We start from the raw sequence: 17,929 nt of genomic DNA, 5'->3' as shown, positions 1-17,929 counted from the left end.
GCCGACCTTACGCTGTGTCACGCCGGGCGCAGAGGGTGCGCCCGGCTTTTTCCAATCAGCCTACCGATCAGCGTTGCGCGGCGGCCACGCCTGCCGAAGCCTTTCCAGGCGCGGCTACTGGTGCCGAAGGGTTGGCTGGCCAGGCCTTGCGGTCCAGATCCAGGTCCGGGAACTTGCTGGAATCGAAAACCGGAACCTTGATGCCGGCCGAACGCTGGTCATCGTAGTCACGCAGGATGCGCATGCCGACCTTGAACAGCAGGAACAGCGCGATCAGGTTCACGAACGCCAGCAGGGTCATGGTGATGTCGGCGAAGGCGAACACGGTGCCGAGGTTCTCGATGGCACCCCAGAAGATCAACACCAGTACCAGGGTGCGGTAGCCGATCAGCACCTTGCGGTTTTCGCCGACCATGAAGCGCAGGTTGTTCTCGCCCAGGTAGTAGTTGTAGAGGATCGAGGTAAACACGAACAGCGACAGGGCCACGGAGATGAATACCCGCCCCCAGTCACCCACCACGGCGGCGAGGGAGTTCTGGGTCAGGGCAATACCGTCACCTTCGAAGCCCGGGGTGTAGAAGCCCGACAGCAGGATCAGCAGCGCGGTGCAGGTGCAGATCAGAAAGGTGTCGAGGAACACGCTGAACGCCTGAATCACACCCTGAGCCACCGGGTGCTCGACCGAGGCCACGGCGGCGACGTTTGGCGCACTGCCCAGGCCCGCTTCGTTGGCGAACACGCCACGCTTGACGCCCATGACGATGGCGCTGCCGATCAGGCCGCCAAAGGCCTGGTCAAGGCCGAAGGCGCTTTTGACGATGGTGGTCAGCATGGCCGGAACCTGATCGAACTGCAGCACGATCACGTAGAGGGTGACGCCGATGTACGCCAGGGTTTTGACCGGCACCAGCAGGTCAGCGACCTTGGCGATGCGCTTGATCCCACCGATGAACACCAGGCCCAACAGCACCGCCAGGCCAATGCCTGTGTAGGTGGTGTCGAAACCGAAAGCGTTGTTCAGCGAGTGAGTCACGGCATGGGCTTGCAGGCCGTTGAAGGCGAAGCCGAAGGTGATCAGCAGCAGGAACGCCATGATCATGCCCAGCCAGCGCTTCTGCAGGCCGTGCTGGATGTAATAGGACGGGCCACCACGGAACTGGCCTTCGGCGTCGCAGCGCTTGTAGAGCTGGCCGAGGGAACATTCGAAGAAGCTGCTGGACATGCCGACCAGCGCGGTCACCCACATCCAGAACACCGCGCCGGGCCCGCCGAGGGTGACGGCGATGCCGACACCGGCGATGTTGCCCGCGCCGACACGACCGGCCAGGCTGAGCATCAGGGCCTGGAAGGAACTGAGCTGGCCGGCGCTGCTTTTGAGGCTGTCACGGAATACCGCGAACATGTGAAAGAAGTGGCGGAACTGGACGAAACGCGAGCGGATCGTGAAGTAGCTACCGAGCCCGACAATGAGCACGATCAGCACTTTCCCTGAGAGGAAGTCGTTGATGACTTCGAGCATGAGTATTCCTCGCTGTTTTTTGTTTAAGCAAATGCTGGCCATTTGGAAACATCGTGTTACATCGGTCGGCGCGCGGCACGACAGGTGAGGCGATGTTTCGTCCCGGTCCATATTGCGGGTTTGTTATTAGTTCGGTTTTCGCATGTGTTGGGGGTCTCGTTTCTGACGACCGCTCACGCGAAGAGGGGCGGCACTATACCTACCAGTGCGGCGCCCGTCTGCACGATTGTGGTGCGTGCGACGAAACGGACCTTTGAATCACCTGGCCTCGCGGTCAGGTTCTTGCGGGGGCGAGCCTGCTCGCGATGGCTGGCGACGCGGTTTTTTCAAACGGCAGCGCGTCATCGTTTATCGCGAGCAGGCTCGCTCCTACAGGTTCTCTAATCGTTTGTAGCTATCAGTTAAAAAAAAGGGCTTGGGGAATAAATCCCCAAGCCCTCAAAAGGTGAGAGGTGTCTAGTCCCTCGACCTGGTGAGCAGTCATTGCGTCGATCACGCCTTCAGCGGGACGAGACGCGGAGCAATCATGTTTTCGGGGCGCAGGATGTCGTCGAGCATGGCGTCGTCGAGCAAGCCTTCTTCGCGCACCAGTTCCAGTACGCCGCGGCCGCTTTCCAGCGCAACACGGGCGATACGGGTGGCATTTTCATAGCCGATGTACGGGTTCAGGGCGGTGACCAGGCCGATTGAGTGCTCGACCAGTTCGCGGCAGCGCGCTTCGTTGGCGGTGATGCCGACGATGCAGTGTTCGCGCAGCATGTCCATGGCCCGTTGCAGCAGGCGGATCGAGTCGAAGATCTTGAAGGCGATCAACGGCTCCATCACGTTCAATTGCAGTTGCCCGCCTTCGGCCGCGATGGTCAGGGCCAGGTCGTTGCCGATGATCTGGAACGCTACCTGGTTGACCGCTTCGGGGATCACCGGGTTGACCTTGCCCGGCATGATCGAGCTGCCTGGCTGGCGAGCCGGCAGGTTGATCTCGTTGATGCCGGTGCGAGGACCGCTGGACAGCAGGCGCAGGTCGTTGCAGATCTTCGACAGCTTGACCGCGGTGCGCTTGAGCATGCCGGAGAACAGTACGAAGGCACCCATGTCGGACGTGGCTTCGATCAGGTCGGCGGCCGGTACCAGCGGCTGGCCGCTGATGGTTGCCAGGCGCTGCACGGCCAGGGCCTGATAGCGCGGATCGGCGTTGATGCCCGTGCCGATGGCGGTGCCGCCCAGGTTTACTTCGGTGAGCAGTTCAGGCGCCAGGGTTTTGAGGCGTGCCAGGTCTTCGCTCAGGGTGGTGGCGAAGGCGCGGAATTCCTGGCCGAGGGTCATCGGCACAGCGTCCTGCAGTTGGGTGCGGCCCATTTTCAGGACGTGGCTGAACTCTTCACCCTTGGCGGCAAAGGCTTGGATCAGGCTGTCGAGGCTGGCCAGCAACGCGTCGTGACCCAACAGCAGACCCAGGCGAATCGCGGTCGGATAGGCGTCGTTGGTGGACTGCGCCATGTTCACGTCGTTGTTGGGGTGCAGGTACTGGTATTCGCCTTTGTTGTGGCCCATGGCCTCCAACGCAATGTTGGCGATGACTTCGTTGGCATTCATGTTGGTTGAAGTGCCAGCGCCGCCCTGGATCATGTCCACCACGAACTCTTCGTGGAAATCGCCGCGGATCAGTCGTGCACAGGCTTCGCTGATAGCGGCGTGCTTGGCTTCGCTGAGTTGGCCCAGCTCGCGGTTGGCATCAGCGGCGGCCTGTTTGACCATTGCCAGACCGACCACCAGCTTGGGGTAATGCGAGATCGGGACGCCGGAGAGACGGAAGTTGTTCACCGCTCGCAGGGTCTGGATGCCGTAATACGCTTGCGCCGGTACTTCAAGTACGCCAAGCAGGTCTTTTTCTGTGCGGAATGATGCAGCGGAAGACATGATAGAAATCATCTCGATAAGGACCCGGTCTGAGCCGGAACGCTGTGAATCCTAGGCTTTCAGAAAAATTAGGGCCAATGCTGTTAAACACTGCCCTATGCACATTCGGCATAATGCGGGTGTGACGCCGACGGTACGGCGAGCGTGTGACCTGTTTTGGTGCGTGCCTTGGGAGGACGTGATGAATCTAGAAAGCAAATGGCTCGAGGACTTCAGTGCCCTGGCCGCGACTCGCAGTTTTTCCCAGGCGGCCGAACGGCGCTTCGTGACGCAACCGGCCTTCAGCCGACGCATCCGCAGCCTCGAGGCGGCGCTGGGGCTGACCCTGGTCAACCGCTCTCGCACACCGATCGAACTGACAGCAGCGGGGCAGTTGTTCCTGGTGACGGCGCGCACCGTGGTCGAGCAACTGGGTGAAGTGCTGCGTCATCTGCACCATCTGGAAGGCGGGCAGGGCGAAGTGATGCAAGTGGCGGCCGCGCACTCCCTGGCGCTGGGCTTCTTCCCGCGCTGGATCGCACAACTGCGCAACGAAGGCTTGAACATCGCCACGCGGCTGGTGGCGACCAACGTCGGCGACGCCGTGCATGCGTTGCGTGAAGGGGGTTGCGATCTGATGCTGGCCTTCTATGACCCGGATTCGGCCATGCAAATGGACCCGGAGATTTTCCCCTCGCTGCACTTGGGCCAGACCGAAATGCTGCCGGTGTGTGCCGCCGATGCTGAGGGCAAACCGCTGTTCGACCTTGAAGGCGAGGCCAGCGTGCCCTTGCTGGCCTACAGCGCCGGTGCATTTCTCGGACGCTCGGTGAACCAGTTGCTGCGCCAGCGGGCCCTGCGTTTCACCACGGTTTACGAAACGGCCATGGCCGACAGCCTCAAAAGCATGGCGCTGGAGGGCCTGGGTATCGCCTGGGTGCCACAACTGAGCGTGCGTGCCGAACTGGCCCGGGGCGAACTGGTGGTCTGCGGCGGCGCGCAATGGCACGTGCCCCTGGAAATCCGCCTGTACCGCTGCGCGCTGGTGCGCAAGGCCAACGTGCGCTTGTTGTGGCGCAAGCTCGAGGGCGGCGCGGCGCAAGGCGTGACTGGCACCTGATACCACGAAGATCTTCTGTCGGAGCGAGCTTGCTCGCGATAGCGGTGTGTCAGGCAACGTTGATGTTAAATGTCAGTCCGCTATCGCGAGCAGGCTCGCTCCCACAGGGGAATTGTGGTGCTTTTTCGCTGACCTGAGAGTCAATAAAACCGCCGTTTAACCACAAATGACAGATGGTCGCGACAGGGGCTGTTTATCTATTTCATTGAGGTATACTGCGCGGCCTTCGGCCGGTCCAGATCGGCCATAATTCGTACAACAAGCCACGCCGGTTTCCTGCGTGGCTTGTTGTTTTTTGACGCGCCTGCGGGCGCCCAGAGAGAAGAGGCACGACGATGAGTGCACTGGTTGGCGTGATCATGGGCTCCAAGTCCGATTGGTCCACCCTTAGCCACACCGCCGATATGCTGGAAAAGCTCGGCATCCCTTACGAGGTGAAAGTGGTCTCCGCCCACCGCACCCCGGACCTGCTGTTCCAGTACGCCGAAGAGGCTGAGGCGCGTGGCATCGAGGTGATCATCGCCGGTGCCGGTGGCGCGGCCCACCTGCCAGGCATGTGTGCGGCCAAGACTCACCTGCCGGTGCTGGGCGTGCCGGTGCAGTCGTCGATGCTCTCGGGCGTCGATTCGCTGCTGTCGATCGTGCAGATGCCGGCCGGCATTCCGGTCGCGACCCTGGCCATTGGCAAGGCCGGTGCGATCAACGCGGCCCTGCTGTCGGCGAGCATCCTGGGCGCCAAGCACCCACAATTTCATACCGTGCTGAAAAAATTCCGTGCTGAGCAGACAGACAGCGTCCTGGACAATCCAGACCCACGCATTGCCTGAGGTGGTTGACGAATGAAGATCGGTGTAATCGGTGGCGGCCAGTTGGGTCGCATGTTGGCCCTGGCGGGAACGCCGCTGGGAATGAACTTCGCTTTCCTCGATCCGGCACCGGACGCCTGCGCCAGCGCGCTGGGTGAACATCTGCGGGCCGACTACGGTGATCAGGACCATCTGCGCCAACTGGCCGATGAAGTCGATCTGGTGACCTTCGAGTTCGAGAGCGTCCCGGCCGAAACCGTTGCCTTCCTGTCCCAGTTCGTCCCGGTCTACCCGAGTGCCGAAGCCTTGCGCATCGCCCGCGACCGCTGGTTCGAAAAGAACATGTTCAAGGACCTGGGCATCCCTACACCCGCGTTCGCCGACATCCAGTCCCAGGCCGACCTGGAAGCCGCCGTTGCTTCCATCGGTCTGCCGGCGGTCCTCAAGACTCGCACCCTGGGCTACGACGGCAAGGGCCAGAAAGTCCTGCGCAATCCTGAGGATGTGGCCGGCACGTTCGCCGAGCTGGGCAGCGTGGCCTGCCTGCTGGAAGGTTTTGTACCGTTCACCGGGGAAGTCTCGTTGATCGCCGTGCGGGCTCGCGACGGGGAAATCCGTTTCTATCCGCTGGTGCACAACACCCACAAGGACGGCATTCTCAAGCTGTCCGTTGCCAGCACCGATCATCCGCTGCAGGCCCTGGCCGAGGACTACTCCAGCCGTGTGCTCAAGCAACTGGACTATGTCGGCGTGATGGCGTTCGAGTTCTTTGAAGTGGACGGCGGCCTCAAGGCCAATGAAATCGCCCCGCGCGTGCACAACTCCGGGCACTGGACCACCGAAGGCGCCGAATGCAGCCAGTTTGAAAACCACCTGCGGGCGGTGGCCGGGCTGCCGCTGGGCTCTACCGCCAAAGTCGGCGAAAGCGCGATGCTCAACTTCATCGGCAAGGTGCCGGACAGCGAGAAAGTCCTGGCGATTGCCGATTGCCACCTGCATCACTATGGCAAGGCGTTCAAGGCCGGGCGCAAGGTCGGCCACGCCAACCTGCGCTGCGCTGACCGGGCCACGCTGGCCCAGCAGATCATCAAGGTCGAGACACTGATCGCCGAACAATAGTCTTCAGTGTCGGTGGAACCATTGGTCGGCTAACTTCTCTGATGGCTAGGTGCCAAAGCCCGAACGGGCTTTGGTCTAGCGACTTACCTCAGAGGGAAATGCCATGGGAATCATTGGAACCATCTTTATCGGCTTGATCGTGGGCCTGCTGGCGCGCTTCCTGAAACCGGGCGATGACAGCATGGGCTGGATCATGACCATCCTGCTCGGTATCGGCGGTTCGTTGGCAGCCACTTACGGCGGCCAGGCCCTGGGCATCTACCAGGCTGGCGAAGGCGCCGGTTTCATCGGTGCCCTGGTGGGCGCGGTGGTGTTGCTGGTGATCTACGGTCTGATCAAAAGAAACTGATTCTGTGACAAAGCCCCCTCTGCGTTGGCGCGCAGGGAGGGCTAGAATGCCCGGCGTCGCACTTCCTACTTATTGCCGAGCCCATTCATGCGCCGTTTAGTCTTGACCCTCCTTCTGCTGGGCAGCGGCCTGGCCCACGCCGCCGAACTGCCGGAAACCGACTGGCTCGAACTGATGCCCAAGTCGGACCAGAAAGCCCTCGAGGCCATGCCCGAGATTGACCACAACACCCCCGAAGCCAGCGGCACCTTCACCGAAAAAGGTGGCTTGAAACAAAGCAAGGGCTTACCGGCGGTGATGTATTCGAGCAAGACCGTGGCGTCGATGAACGACCGGCATATCCGCCTGGGCGGCTACCCGGTGCCGCTGGAGTCCGACGCCAAGGGCCGCAGCACGCTGTTCTTCCTGGTGCCTTACCCCGGTGCCTGCATCCACGTCCCGCCACCTCCGCCCAATCAACTGGTACTGGTGCGCTATCCCAAGGGTTTGAAGCTGGACGACATCTACACACCGCTCTGGGTGACCGGCACGCTGAAGATCGAAAAGGTCGACAACGACCTGGCCAGTGCGGCGTACGCGCTGGAAGCGGAAAAGGTGAGGGTGGTGCAGGAGGCGGATCTGTAACGGCCGGCTGGCCTGATACAAATCCCAATGTGGGAGCGAGCCTGCTCGCGAAGCGGTGGGTCAGTCTCAACGATATTGACGGTCAGTCCGCTATCGAGAGCAGGCTCGCTCCCACAATGGTTTTTGTGGTGTGGCTTAGAGCGGCTTGCTACCGATGCTCACCCCGAGGGTATGACTGGCCTGCGGCAACAGCGTTACCACATCGTCCATCACGTTCGCCGTCTCGATACACAGCATGCGCTGCCAGCCATCGTCGGCCATGTCGCTGAAGGCCTTGGCGCGTTCGGTCCAGGGGTTCCAGATCACCGCCGAGCGTGAACCGCTGCTGGTCAGTTCGATGCGTCGTTCCCAGTGCGGGTCAACGATGCTCAGCTTCGCTGGGGTATCGAGATAGATGCGATCAGTCTCGCCGGCAAAGTGCAGATCGCCGGCCTGGGTCACGGTATTCCAGTCGTCCAGTGTTTCGATATAACGCAAGCCATCCACGCCTTCGACATGCACGTTGCGCACGTCACTGACAGCGAAGTAACTGTGCAGCGCCTGGCTCAGACTGACGGTTTCGCTGCCGCGGTTATGGCTGGTGAGGTGGATGTGCAACTGCTCGTCCATCACGATAGTCAGCGTCAGGTCCACCTGATGGGGCCAGCCCGAGAGGCCGTTTTCGGGGTAGGGCAGCACGAATTCCACTTTCAGGCTCTCGCCCTGGGCTTCGATGCCCTTGAGCTCCCAATCCATGGCCCGCACCAGGCCGTGAGCGGTGGCCGGATCGTTGCTCACGCGCATGGCCTGCACGCTGTCGGGGTTGCGCGTCAGGTTGCCGAACCACGGCCAGCACACCGGCACCCCGGCACGGATGCTCTTGCCCGCCTTGAACGTTGCCTGGTCGTTGAGCCAGATCAGCGGCGGCTGGCCGTCGACCTGATAGCTGAGGATGTGCGCGCCTTGCTGGGCCACCAGCAACTCGGCCTGACCGTGGCGGATGCGCCAGCCGTTCAGTTCATCCAGTTTGACGGCTTCGACATGGGGCGTAGGCATACTGCAAGTCTCGCTCAGGAACATGAACTGCAATGGACCGCAAAACGGCCCCCGTGTTTAACGGGCGCGCGGCGGAACCGAGCGGGTACGGCCACTGCCATCGATGGCGACGAACACAAACACCGCCTCGGTGACCTTGCGCCATTCGCTGGACAGCGGATCGTCACTCCAGACCTCGACCATCATCTGGATCGAACTGCGGCCGATCTCCAGCGCCTGGGTATAAAAAGACAGCTGGGCACCCACGGCCACCGGCACCAGAAACGCCATGCGATCGATCGCCACGGTGGCCACGCGTCCACCGGCCACTTTGCTGGCCATGGCCGTGCCGGCCAAGTCCATCTGGGAAACCAGCCAGCCGCCGAAAATATCGCCAAAGCCGTTGGTTTCGCGGGGAAGCGCGGTGATTTGCAGGGCCAGGTCGCCTTGCGGGATTGGATCTTCCTGTTCGAGCTCTATCATGCCGGGGGTGCCTCTGACCCGTAACTCTGTCTTATGTATCAGGTGAATAGCCGTCTTTGAAAAAAACGATTCAGCCCGAACATGCGTTCGTCACGTTTTTCGTAAAGGCGTGCCAAAGGGAAACTCTGCGAAACCGGCTGGCAGGTTACTACGCCACCAACGACGTTTTCGCACAGCAACCCCTTACAGAGTGTTGCAAGGTTGCGAGTATATCGAGCGATAGACGTCGAGACGACCACCCGGTTCCGATTTTGACTGTCAATTACGCACCTCTATGTGCTTTTTTGAACAATTTGCTATCGTGCCGAGCCTGCCCACCGTTGTCCGGGGTTGCAGAACTGACTATAAGAGAAGCCCTTGCCATGACCACTGCGCCTTCGAGCACGGCGACACCCGTTCAATCGGCTCGTCCGTTGACCCGTAACGATTACAAGACCCTGTCGCTTTCTGCCTTGGGCGGTGCGCTGGAGTTCTACGATTTCATCATTTTCGTGTTCTTCGCCACCGTGGTTGGCAAATTGTTCTTCCCCGCCGAAATGCCTGAGTGGCTGCGCTTGATGCAGACGTTCGGCATTTTTGCCGCCGGTTATCTGGCCCGGCCGCTGGGCGGGATCATCATGGCTCACTTCGGTGACCTGCTGGGACGCAAGAAAATGTTCACCTTGAGCATTTTCATGATGGCCGTGCCGACCCTCATCATGGGGTTGCTGCCGACCTATGCCCAGATCGGCATGTGGGCGCCGATTCTGCTGTTGCTGATGCGCGTGATCCAGGGCGCGGCCATTGGTGGTGAGGTGCCGGGGGCCTGGGTGTTCGTTTCCGAGCACGTTCCGGCGCGCCACATCGGCTACGCCTGCGGCACGCTGACGTGTGGCCTGACCGTGGGGATTTTGCTGGGGTCGCTGGTGGCCACGGCCATCAACAGCATCTATTCGCCGGTGGAGGTCGCGGATTACGCCTGGCGGATTCCGTTCCTGATGGGGGGTGTGTTCGGCCTGTTCTCGGTGTACCTGCGCCGTTGGCTGCACGAAACCCCGATATTCGCCGAGCTGCAACTGCGCAAGGCCCTGGCTGCGGAAGTACCGCTGCGAGCGGTGCTGCGTGATCATCGTGGCGCCATTGCCCTTTCGATGTTGCTGACCTGGCTGCTGTCGGCCGGCATCATCGTGATCATCCTGATGACCCCGACCGTGCTGCAAACGGTGTATCACTTCAGCCCGACCACCGCGTTGCAGGCCAACAGCCTGGCGATCGTATTCCTGAGCTTTGGCTGCATCGGCTCGGGCGTGCTGGCCGACCGCTTCGGTGCCGGACGAGTGTTCGTGTTCGGCAGCGCGTTGCTGTTGATCACCTCCTGGACCTTCTATCACAGCCTGTTCAACCACCCCGACTGGCTGTTTCCGCTCTATGCCCTGAGCGGGCTGCTGGTGGGCACCATCGGCGCGGTGCCCTATGTCATGGTCAAGGCGTTCCCGGCCGTGGTGCGCTTCAGCGGCCTATCGTTCTCCTACAACCTGGCCTATGCAATCTTCGGCGGCCTGACTCCGATGATCGTCACCCTGCTGCTCAAGGAAAGCCCGATGGGGCCGGCCTATTACGTGGCGGTTATCTGCGGTATCGGGATTGCGGTGGGGGCGTATCTCTGGAAGGAAGGTCGTTAAGCAGTTATTGACTGTATTGACTTCATCGCGAGCAGGCTCGCTCCCACATTGGATTCTGTGTTCACCGCACATCCCCTGTGGGAGCGAGCCTGCTCGCGATTGGGCCTGCTCGATCGTCTTTTAAATCTCAATAATGGCCTTTCATCCAATTGTCATATTTCAGCCATAGAGTGTTCACACGGCTTACCGATACTTGGCCGACTTAACACACCTATCTGCTAGGAGTAAGGCATGAAACTGAAGCGTTTGATGACGGCAATGACCTTTGTCGCCGCTGGCGTTGCGACCGCCCACGCGGTTGCCGCTGTCGACCCAGCCATCCCGAGCTACACCAAGACCACCGGTGTGTCGGGCAACCTGTCCAGCGTCGGCTCCGATACTCTGGCCAACCTGATGACCCTGTGGGCCGAGAACTACAAGAAAGAATACCCGAACGTAAATATCCAGATTCAGGCCGCCGGTTCTTCCACTGCGCCACCTGCGCTGACCGAAGGCACCTCCAACCTGGGCCCGATGAGCCGCAAGATGAAGGACAACGAGCTGCAGGCCTTCGAAACCAAATACGGTTACAAGCCTACTGCTGTTCCAGTGGCCGTGGACGCCCTGGCTGTGTTCGTACACAAGGACAACCCGATCAAAGGCCTGACCATGGCTCAGGTCGATGCAATTTTCTCGTCGACCCGCCTGTGCGGCGCCAAGGCTGACGTCAAGACCTGGGGTGACCTGGGCGTGACCGGTGACCTGGCCAACAAGCCAATCCAGCTGTTCGGTCGTAACTCGGTATCCGGCACCTACGGCTACTTCAAAGAAGAAGCCCTGTGCAAAGGCGACTACAAGTCCAACGTAAATGAACAGCCTGGTTCGGCGTCGGTTGTACAGTCCATCAGCAGCTCGCTCAACGGCGTTGGCTACTCGGGCATCGGCTACAAAACCGCCAGCGTGAAAACCGTTGCTCTTGCCAAGAAAGAAGGTGGCGAGTTCATCGAAGACACCGAAGAAAACACCCTGAACGGCAAGTACCCACTGTCGCGTTTCCTCTACGTTTACATCAACAAGGCTCCGAACAAGCCTCTGGCCCCGCTGGAAGCCGAGTTCCTGAAGCTGGTTCTGTCCAAGCAAGGTCAGGAAGTTGTGGTCAAGGACGGCTACATCCCACTGCCAGCCAAGGTTGCCGCCAAGGCCCTGGCTGACCTGGGTCTGTCCGAAGGCGAAGGCTCCAACGTCGCCAAGAAGTAATACCTGAGCCCGGGCCACACCCGGGCTTTTGTGGGGGCGAGCTAGCTCGCGATAGCGGTAGGTCAGTCAACATTGAGGTTTGAATGTGATGACCCCATCCCGAGCAAGCCCCCCACACCCCAATTTCTGTCCGCTGCCGGTATTCACGGGCGGCGGATTTGTTGCGTCACTGCATTGTCATCTTTCTGTCATACAGGATCGCTAGGGTGTGCGCATGAATGATCTGGCCAATTCCACAATGACTACGACTTCCCCTCCCAAGCGCATTGACTTCAATACGCCTGAACTGCAACGCAAGCGCCGCATCCGCGCGCTCAAGGATCGCCTGACCCGCTGGTACGTTCTGGTCGGCGGGCTCGCCGTGCTGGCGGCCATTACCTTGATTTTCTTCTTCCTGGCGTATGTGGTCCTCCCGCTGTTCCAGGGCGCGGACCTGACCTCCAAGGACTCGATTACTCCTGCCTGGATGCAGGACGCCGGCAAACCGCTGATGATCGCCATCGAAGAGCAGAACCAGGTGGCGATGCGGATTTCCGACAAGGGCCAGGCGCTGTTCTTTGATGTAGACACCGGGGCAGAGCTGCGTCGTGTCGACCTGCCGGTGCCGGCGGGTGCCAGCGTGACCTCCATCGGCGAAGACCAACCCGGCAGCCCGCTGGTGGTGATCGGTCTGTCCAACGGCCAGGCACTGGTGGTGCGTCATACCTATAAAGTCAGCTATCCGGACGGCAAGAAAACCATTTCGCCGGCCATCGAGTACCCGTACGGCGAAACGCCGATTGTGCTCAACGAGCAGGGCGCGCCGCTGGAGCATGTATCGCTCAACGCCACTGATTCGACCCTGTTGCTCGCCGGTTCCACGGGCGCGCAACTGCAGGTGCTGTCGATCACCAGCGAAGAAAACATGATGACCGGTGAAGTCACCAGCGAGCAGACGCGTATCGAGCTGCCGCAGATGACCGAGCCGGTCAAAAACATCTTCGTCGACCCGCGTCAGCAATGGCTGTATGTAGTCAACGGGCGTGCCCAGGCCGATGTGTTCAGCCTGCGGGACAAGAGCCTCAACGGCCGCTACAAGCTGCTTGAGAACGGCGACGCCCAGGTCACCGCCAGCACCCAGTTGGTAGGCGGGATTTCCCTGATCATTGGTGACTCCACAGGTGGCCTGGCTCAGTGGTTCATGGCCCGCGATGCGGACGGTGAGCAACGCCTGAAACAGATTCGTACGTTCCAGATGGGCACTGCGCCGATCGTTGAGATCACCGCCGAGGAACGGCGTAAAGGTTTCGTGGCCTTGGACGCTTCCGGCAAACTCGGCGTGTTCCACAGTACCGCTCACCGCACCTTGCTGGTGGACCAGGTGGTCGACGGCCAGGGCCTGTTCGGCATGTCGCCTCGGGCCAACCGTCTGATCGTGGAGCAAGGCGGCAAGTTGCAACCGTTGCTGCTGGATAACCCGCACCCGGAAGTCTCGTGGAGCGCGTTGTGGGGCAAGGTCTGGTACGAAAACTACGACGAGCCTAAATACGTCTGGCAATCGACCGCGGCCAACACCGATTTCGAACCCAAGATGAGCCTTTCGCCGCTGACCTTCGGCACCCTGAAAGCGGCGTTCTACGCGATGCTGCTGGCGGCGCCGCTGGCGATTGCTGCCGCGATCTACACCGCGTACTTCATGGCCCCGGGCATGCGCCGCAAGGTCAAGCCGGTGATCGAACTGATGGAAGCGATGCCGACGGTGATCCTCGGTTTCTTCGCCGGCCTGTTCCTGGCGCCCTACGTCGAAGGGCACCTGCCAGGTATCTTCAGCCTGCTGATGTTGTTGCCCGTTGGCATCCTGGTGGCCGGTTTCGTCTTCAGCCGCTTGCCTGAGTCCGTGCGCCTGAAGGTGCCAGAGGGCTGGGAAAGCGCGATGCTGATCCCGGTGATCCTGTTTGTGGGCTGGCTCTCGCTGTACATGAGCCCGTACATGGAAGCCTGGTTCTTCGGTGGCGACATGCGCATGTGGATCTCCCATGATCTGGGCATCACCTACGACCAGCGCAACGCCCTGGTAGTTGGTCTGGCGATGGGTTTTGCGGTCATCCCGAACATCTACTCCATCGCTGAAGACGCCGTGTTCAGTGTGCCGCGTGGCCTGACCCTGGGCTCGCTGGCCCTCGGTGCCACGCCGTGGCAGACCATGACCCGCGTGGTGATTCTCACCGCCAGCCCCGGCATCTTCTCGGCGCTGATGATCGGCATGGGCCGTGCGGTCGGTGAAACCATGATCGTGCTGATGGCCACCGGTAACACGCCGGTCATGGAAATGAACCTGTTCGAAGGTCTGCGCACCCTGGCGGCCAACGTGGCGGTGGAAATGCCTGAGTCGGAAGTCGGCGGCAGCCATTACCGCGTGCTGTTCCTGTCGGCGCTGGTGCTGCTGCTGTTCACCTTCATCATGAACACCCTCGCCGAGCTGATCCGTCAGCGTCTGCGCAAGAAATATTCGTCGCTTTAAGAAAGGTAGAAGTCTGTGAAACAGAACTCCCTGAAAGGATGGTTCAAGAGCGGCGCCCCCGGCGTCTGGATCAGCGGTGGCGCGGTGTCCATCGCGGTCATCATGACCATTGGCCTGCTGGCAGTGATTGCCGTGCGCGGTCTGGGCCATTTCTGGCCGGCGGACCTGATCCACGCCAGCTACAACGTGCCGGGCATGCCCGCGCATCTGGTTGTAGGCGAAGTGGTGCAGAAGGAATCAGTGCCCCGCGAGCGTCTGAAAAGCGCTGGCCTGCCGGTGCCGGACGAAGGCCCCGAGTTCATGACCCGCGAGTTGATCAAGGTCGGCAACCGGGACCTCAACGGAACGGATTTCACCTGGATCGTCGGTGACTGGCTGACCAACCAGACCACGCCGCCGGAGCTGATGGCCATCGAGCGTCGTGAGTGGGGTAATTTCTACGGCTACCTGGTCAACGTCAAAGAGAACGGCAAGGTCATCGCCGAAGGCGAAGCGGCCTGGCCGGAACTGCAAGCTCGCGTGGCCCGGGTCAACAAACTCGCGGCTGAGCTCAAGACCCTGGAAAAATCCGACATCGGCGCAATCAACGCAGGGCTTGAGCGCATTCGTCTCAAAGGCCGCAAGCTGGAGCTGGAAGGCAAGCTGGACGCTGCTGCACAAGCGGACCTGGACGCTGACCGCGCCGAGCTCGATGCCCGCTACAAAGACATCGAAGCGCGTCTGGGCGACCTGCATTCGCAGTTCAACCGCGACAGCCTGACCGCCCGCGATGCCAATGGCAAAGAACTGGAAATCGAGATCGGCAAAGTGGTGCATGCCTACCAGCCGAACGGCATGGGGACTTTCACCAAGATCGGTTTCTATTTCAGCAAGGTCTGGGAATTCCTCAGCGACGATCCTCGTGAAGCCAACACCGAAGGCGGGATCTTCCCGGCGATTTTCGGCACCGTCATGATGACCCTGATCATGGCAATGGTGGTGACGCCATTCGGTGTGCTGGCAGCGGTGTACCTGCGCGAATACGCTCGCCAGGGACCGATGACCCGCCTGATCCGCATCGCGGTGAACAACCTGGCGGGCGTACCGGCCATCGTCTACGGTGTGTTCGGCCTGGGCTTCTTCGTTTATGTGTTAGGTGGTTCGGTTGACCGGTTGTTCTTCCCCGAAGCCCTGCCGGCACCGACATTCGGTACCCCGGGCCTGCTCTGGGCGTCCCTGACCCTGGCGCTGCTGGCGGTGCCGGTGGTGATCGTCGCCACTGAAGAAGGCCTGGCGCGTATCCCGCGTACTGTGCGCGAAGGCTCCCTGGCCCTGGGCGCGACCAAGGCTGAGACACTGTGGAAAATCGTGCTGCCCATGGCGAGCCCGGCGATGATGACCGGCATGATCCTCGCGGTGGCTCGCGCCGCGGGTGAAGTGGCGCCATTGATGCTGGTAGGCGTGGTGAAACTGGCCCCGTCGCTGCCGCTGGACGGCAACTACCCGTACCTGCACCTGGACCAGAAGATCATGCACCTGGGCTTTCACATCTATGACGTAGGCTTCCAGAGCCCGAACGTCGAAGCGGCGCGACCGCTGGTATACGCCACGGCGCTGTTGCTGGTGCTGGTGATTGCCACGCTCAACCTGTCGGCGGTGTGGATCCGTAACCACCTGCGCGAGAAGTACAAAGCACTCGATAGCTGATTTCACACTGATCTTTTGTGGGAGCGAGCCTGCTCGCGATGGCATCACCTCGGTTTTAAAGCCAAACCGAGTTGCCTGAATCGCGAGCAGGCTCGCTCCCAGACAACCGAACCGAATTTGTTAGCACAGGGAGCCTCCCATGCAACACGAGACACAAGCACGCGGCATCAACATGTCGGCCCTGGGCCGCGACAAGCAGAGCCTGGACCTGGCTCAGGAAACCGTCGCCATCGAAGTGCCCGGCCTGAACCTGTTTTACGGCCAGAAGCAGGCGCTGTACGACGTCAGCCTGAACATTCCGAAACAGCGCGTCACCGCGTTCATCGGTCCGTCGGGCTGCGGCAAGTCGACCTTGCTGCGCACCTTCAACCGTATGAACGATCTGGTGGACGGCTGCCGCGTCGAGGGCGAAATCAACCTCTACGGCAACGACATCTACCGCAAGGGCGAAGATGTGGCCGAGCTGCGTCGTCGTGTGGGCATGGTGTTCCAGAAGCCTAACCCGTTCCCCAAAACCATCTACGAGAACGTGGTCTACGGCCTGCGCATCCAGGGCATCAACAAAAAGCGCATTCTTGACGAAGCCGTGGAATGGGCGCTCAAGGGCGCGGCGCTGTGGGACGAGGTCAAGGATCGTCTGCACGAATCGGCACTGGGCCTGTCCGGTGGTCAACAGCAACGTCTGGTGATTGCCCGTACCATCGCCGTTGAGCCGGAAGTCTTGTTGCTCGACGAACCTTGCTCGGCCCTGGACCCGATCTCGACCCTGAAAGTCGAAGAGCTGATCTACGAGCTCAAATCCAAATTCACCATCGTCATCGTGACCCACAACATGCAACAGGCGGCGCGGGTTTCCGACTACACCGCCTTCATGTACATGGGCAAACTGGTGGAATTCGGCGACACCGACACCCTGTTTACCAACCCGGCCAAGAAGCAGACCGAAGACTACATCACCGGTCGTTATGGCTAGTCGAGGCCGCTGCAAGCCGCACGTTTGACGCGGCGATACAGAAGCGGTGCGGTATCAGGATCAACATTCAACTGCTTGAAGCTTGCAGCTTGAAGCTTGCAACTTTCGCGGAGCGCACAAGATGATTTCGAAGGAAGGCCTTACTCACCACATTTCCGCACAGTTCAATGCCGAGCTCGAGGAGGTGCGCAGTCACCTGCTGGCCATGGGCGGGCTGGTGGAAAAGCAGGTCAACGACGCGGTGACCGCGCTGATCGAGGCCGACTCCGGCCTGGCCCAGCAAGTGCGCGAGATCGACGACCAGATCAACCAGATGGAGCGCAACATCGACGAAGAGTGCCTGCGCATCCTGGCCCGTCGTCAACCGGCCGCTTCCGACCTTCGCCTGATCATCAGCATCTCCAAGTCGGTGATCGATCTGGAACGAATCGGCGACGAAAGCACCAAGATCGCCCGTCGCGCCATTCAGCTGTGCGAAGAAGGCGAGGCGCCGCGCGGTTACGTCGAAGTTCGTCACATTGGCGACCAGGTGCGCAACATGGTGCGCGACGCACTGGATGCCTTCGCCCGTTTCGACGCCGACCTGGCACTGTCGGTGGCCCAGTACGACAAGATCATCGACCGCGAATACAAGACCGCGCTGCGTGAGCTGGCGACCTACATGATGGAAGACCCGCGCTCCATCTCCCGGGTGCTGAGCATCATCTGGGTGCTGCGTTCTTTGGAACGTATCGGCGATCATGCGCGCAACATCTCGGAACTTGTGATCTACCTGGTGCGCGGCACCGACGTGCGTCACTTGGGGCTCAAGCGCATGAAGGCCGAAGTGGAGGGCACCTCGTCCGAAACCGCTAATGTTCCGGGCGAAACTGACGATAAGTAAGATTGCCCAAGAAAAGCGCCCGGCCTTCTGGTCGGGCTTTTTTTTGCGGCTTTTTTAATC

Annotated in this window: 15 protein-coding genes; 11 read left to right on the top strand and 4 right to left on the bottom strand. The window is 60.8% G+C overall.

Features of this window, described 5'->3' with window-relative positions; all coding sequences use genetic code 11:
* Positions 1–67: 67 nt before the first annotated feature.
* Positions 68–1,519, bottom strand: a complete 1,452-nt coding sequence (locus GKKCFE_RS25510) for an alanine/glycine:cation symporter family protein (RefSeq protein ID WP_047226715.1) — start codon at positions 1,517–1,519, stop codon at positions 68–70.
* Between the two features lie 492 nt (positions 1,520–2,011).
* A complete protein-coding gene (aspA, locus tag GKKCFE_RS25505; RefSeq protein WP_025216214.1) occupies positions 2,012–3,436 on the bottom strand; it encodes an aspartate ammonia-lyase in 1,425 nt (474 codons plus the stop codon).
* A 181-nt stretch (positions 3,437–3,617) separates the two neighbouring features.
* Here aspA and GKKCFE_RS25500 point away from each other — a divergent pair, with 181 nt between their 5' ends.
* The 5 genes from GKKCFE_RS25500 (at position 3,618) to GKKCFE_RS25480 (ending at position 7,433) form a co-directional block, all read left to right on the top strand.
* Positions 3,618–4,535 carry a LysR substrate-binding domain-containing protein gene (locus tag GKKCFE_RS25500; protein ID WP_047226716.1) on the top strand — a complete coding sequence of 306 codons (918 nt, stop codon included), beginning with the start codon at positions 3,618–3,620 and terminating at the stop codon, positions 4,533–4,535.
* A 335-nt stretch (positions 4,536–4,870) separates the two neighbouring features.
* A complete protein-coding gene (gene purE, locus GKKCFE_RS25495) occupies positions 4,871–5,362 on the top strand; it encodes a 5-(carboxyamino)imidazole ribonucleotide mutase (protein ID WP_003196369.1) in 492 nt (163 codons plus the stop codon).
* Between the two features lie 12 nt (positions 5,363–5,374).
* Positions 5,375–6,460, top strand: coding sequence for a 5-(carboxyamino)imidazole ribonucleotide synthase (locus GKKCFE_RS25490; protein WP_047226717.1), 1,086 nt, complete (start codon positions 5,375–5,377; stop codon positions 6,458–6,460).
* 103 nt (positions 6,461–6,563) lie between these two features.
* A complete protein-coding gene (locus GKKCFE_RS25485) occupies positions 6,564–6,809 on the top strand; it encodes a GlsB/YeaQ/YmgE family stress response membrane protein (RefSeq protein ID WP_039593587.1) in 246 nt (81 codons plus the stop codon).
* A gap of 87 nt (positions 6,810–6,896) precedes the next feature.
* Positions 6,897–7,433 carry a DUF3299 domain-containing protein gene (locus GKKCFE_RS25480; RefSeq protein ID WP_076383207.1) on the top strand — a complete coding sequence of 179 codons (537 nt, stop codon included), beginning with the start codon at positions 6,897–6,899 and terminating at the stop codon, positions 7,431–7,433.
* Between the two features lie 135 nt (positions 7,434–7,568).
* Here the strand turns inward: GKKCFE_RS25480 and GKKCFE_RS25475 are convergent, their stop codons facing one another.
* Together GKKCFE_RS25475 and GKKCFE_RS25470 are read right to left on the bottom strand one after the other, a co-directional pair.
* Positions 7,569–8,468, bottom strand: coding sequence for a D-hexose-6-phosphate mutarotase (locus GKKCFE_RS25475; RefSeq protein ID WP_047226719.1), 900 nt, complete (start codon positions 8,466–8,468; stop codon positions 7,569–7,571).
* A gap of 57 nt (positions 8,469–8,525) precedes the next feature.
* Positions 8,526–8,930 carry an acyl-CoA thioesterase gene (locus tag GKKCFE_RS25470; RefSeq protein ID WP_003177184.1) on the bottom strand — a complete coding sequence of 135 codons (405 nt, stop codon included), beginning with the start codon at positions 8,928–8,930 and terminating at the stop codon, positions 8,526–8,528.
* A gap of 362 nt (positions 8,931–9,292) precedes the next feature.
* Here GKKCFE_RS25470 and GKKCFE_RS25465 point away from each other — a divergent pair, with 362 nt between their 5' ends.
* From GKKCFE_RS25465 to phoU, 6 genes are all read left to right on the top strand, one after another.
* Positions 9,293–10,591: an MFS transporter gene (locus GKKCFE_RS25465; protein ID WP_445577249.1), complete on the top strand. Its 1,299-nt coding sequence runs from the start codon at positions 9,293–9,295 to the stop codon at positions 10,589–10,591.
* A 231-nt stretch (positions 10,592–10,822) separates the two neighbouring features.
* Positions 10,823–11,827 carry a phosphate ABC transporter substrate-binding protein PstS family protein gene (locus GKKCFE_RS25460; RefSeq protein WP_047226721.1) on the top strand — a complete coding sequence of 335 codons (1,005 nt, stop codon included), beginning with the start codon at positions 10,823–10,825 and terminating at the stop codon, positions 11,825–11,827.
* 466 nt (positions 11,828–12,293) lie between these two features.
* Complete coding sequence (locus tag GKKCFE_RS25455; protein ID WP_173407507.1) at positions 12,294–14,327, top strand: ABC transporter permease subunit; 2,034 nt, start codon at positions 12,294–12,296, stop codon at positions 14,325–14,327.
* A gap of 15 nt (positions 14,328–14,342) precedes the next feature.
* On the top strand, positions 14,343–16,013 hold the full coding sequence (gene pstA / locus GKKCFE_RS25450; protein WP_047226723.1) for a phosphate ABC transporter permease PstA: 1,671 nt from the start codon (positions 14,343–14,345) through the stop codon (positions 16,011–16,013).
* 139 nt (positions 16,014–16,152) lie between these two features.
* On the top strand, positions 16,153–16,986 hold the full coding sequence (gene pstB, locus GKKCFE_RS25445) for a phosphate ABC transporter ATP-binding protein PstB (protein ID WP_047226724.1): 834 nt from the start codon (positions 16,153–16,155) through the stop codon (positions 16,984–16,986).
* Between the two features lie 121 nt (positions 16,987–17,107).
* Entirely contained in the window at positions 17,108–17,869 is a 762-nt protein-coding gene (gene phoU / locus GKKCFE_RS25440) for a phosphate signaling complex protein PhoU (protein ID WP_047226725.1), read from the top strand.
* Positions 17,870–17,929: the final 60 nt, after the last annotated feature.

It is taken from the genome of Pseudomonas sp. E141, assembly GCF_052659885.1.
Note: the sequence above shows the minus strand (reverse complement) of the source record. Positions and strands in the feature narration are given on the sequence as shown.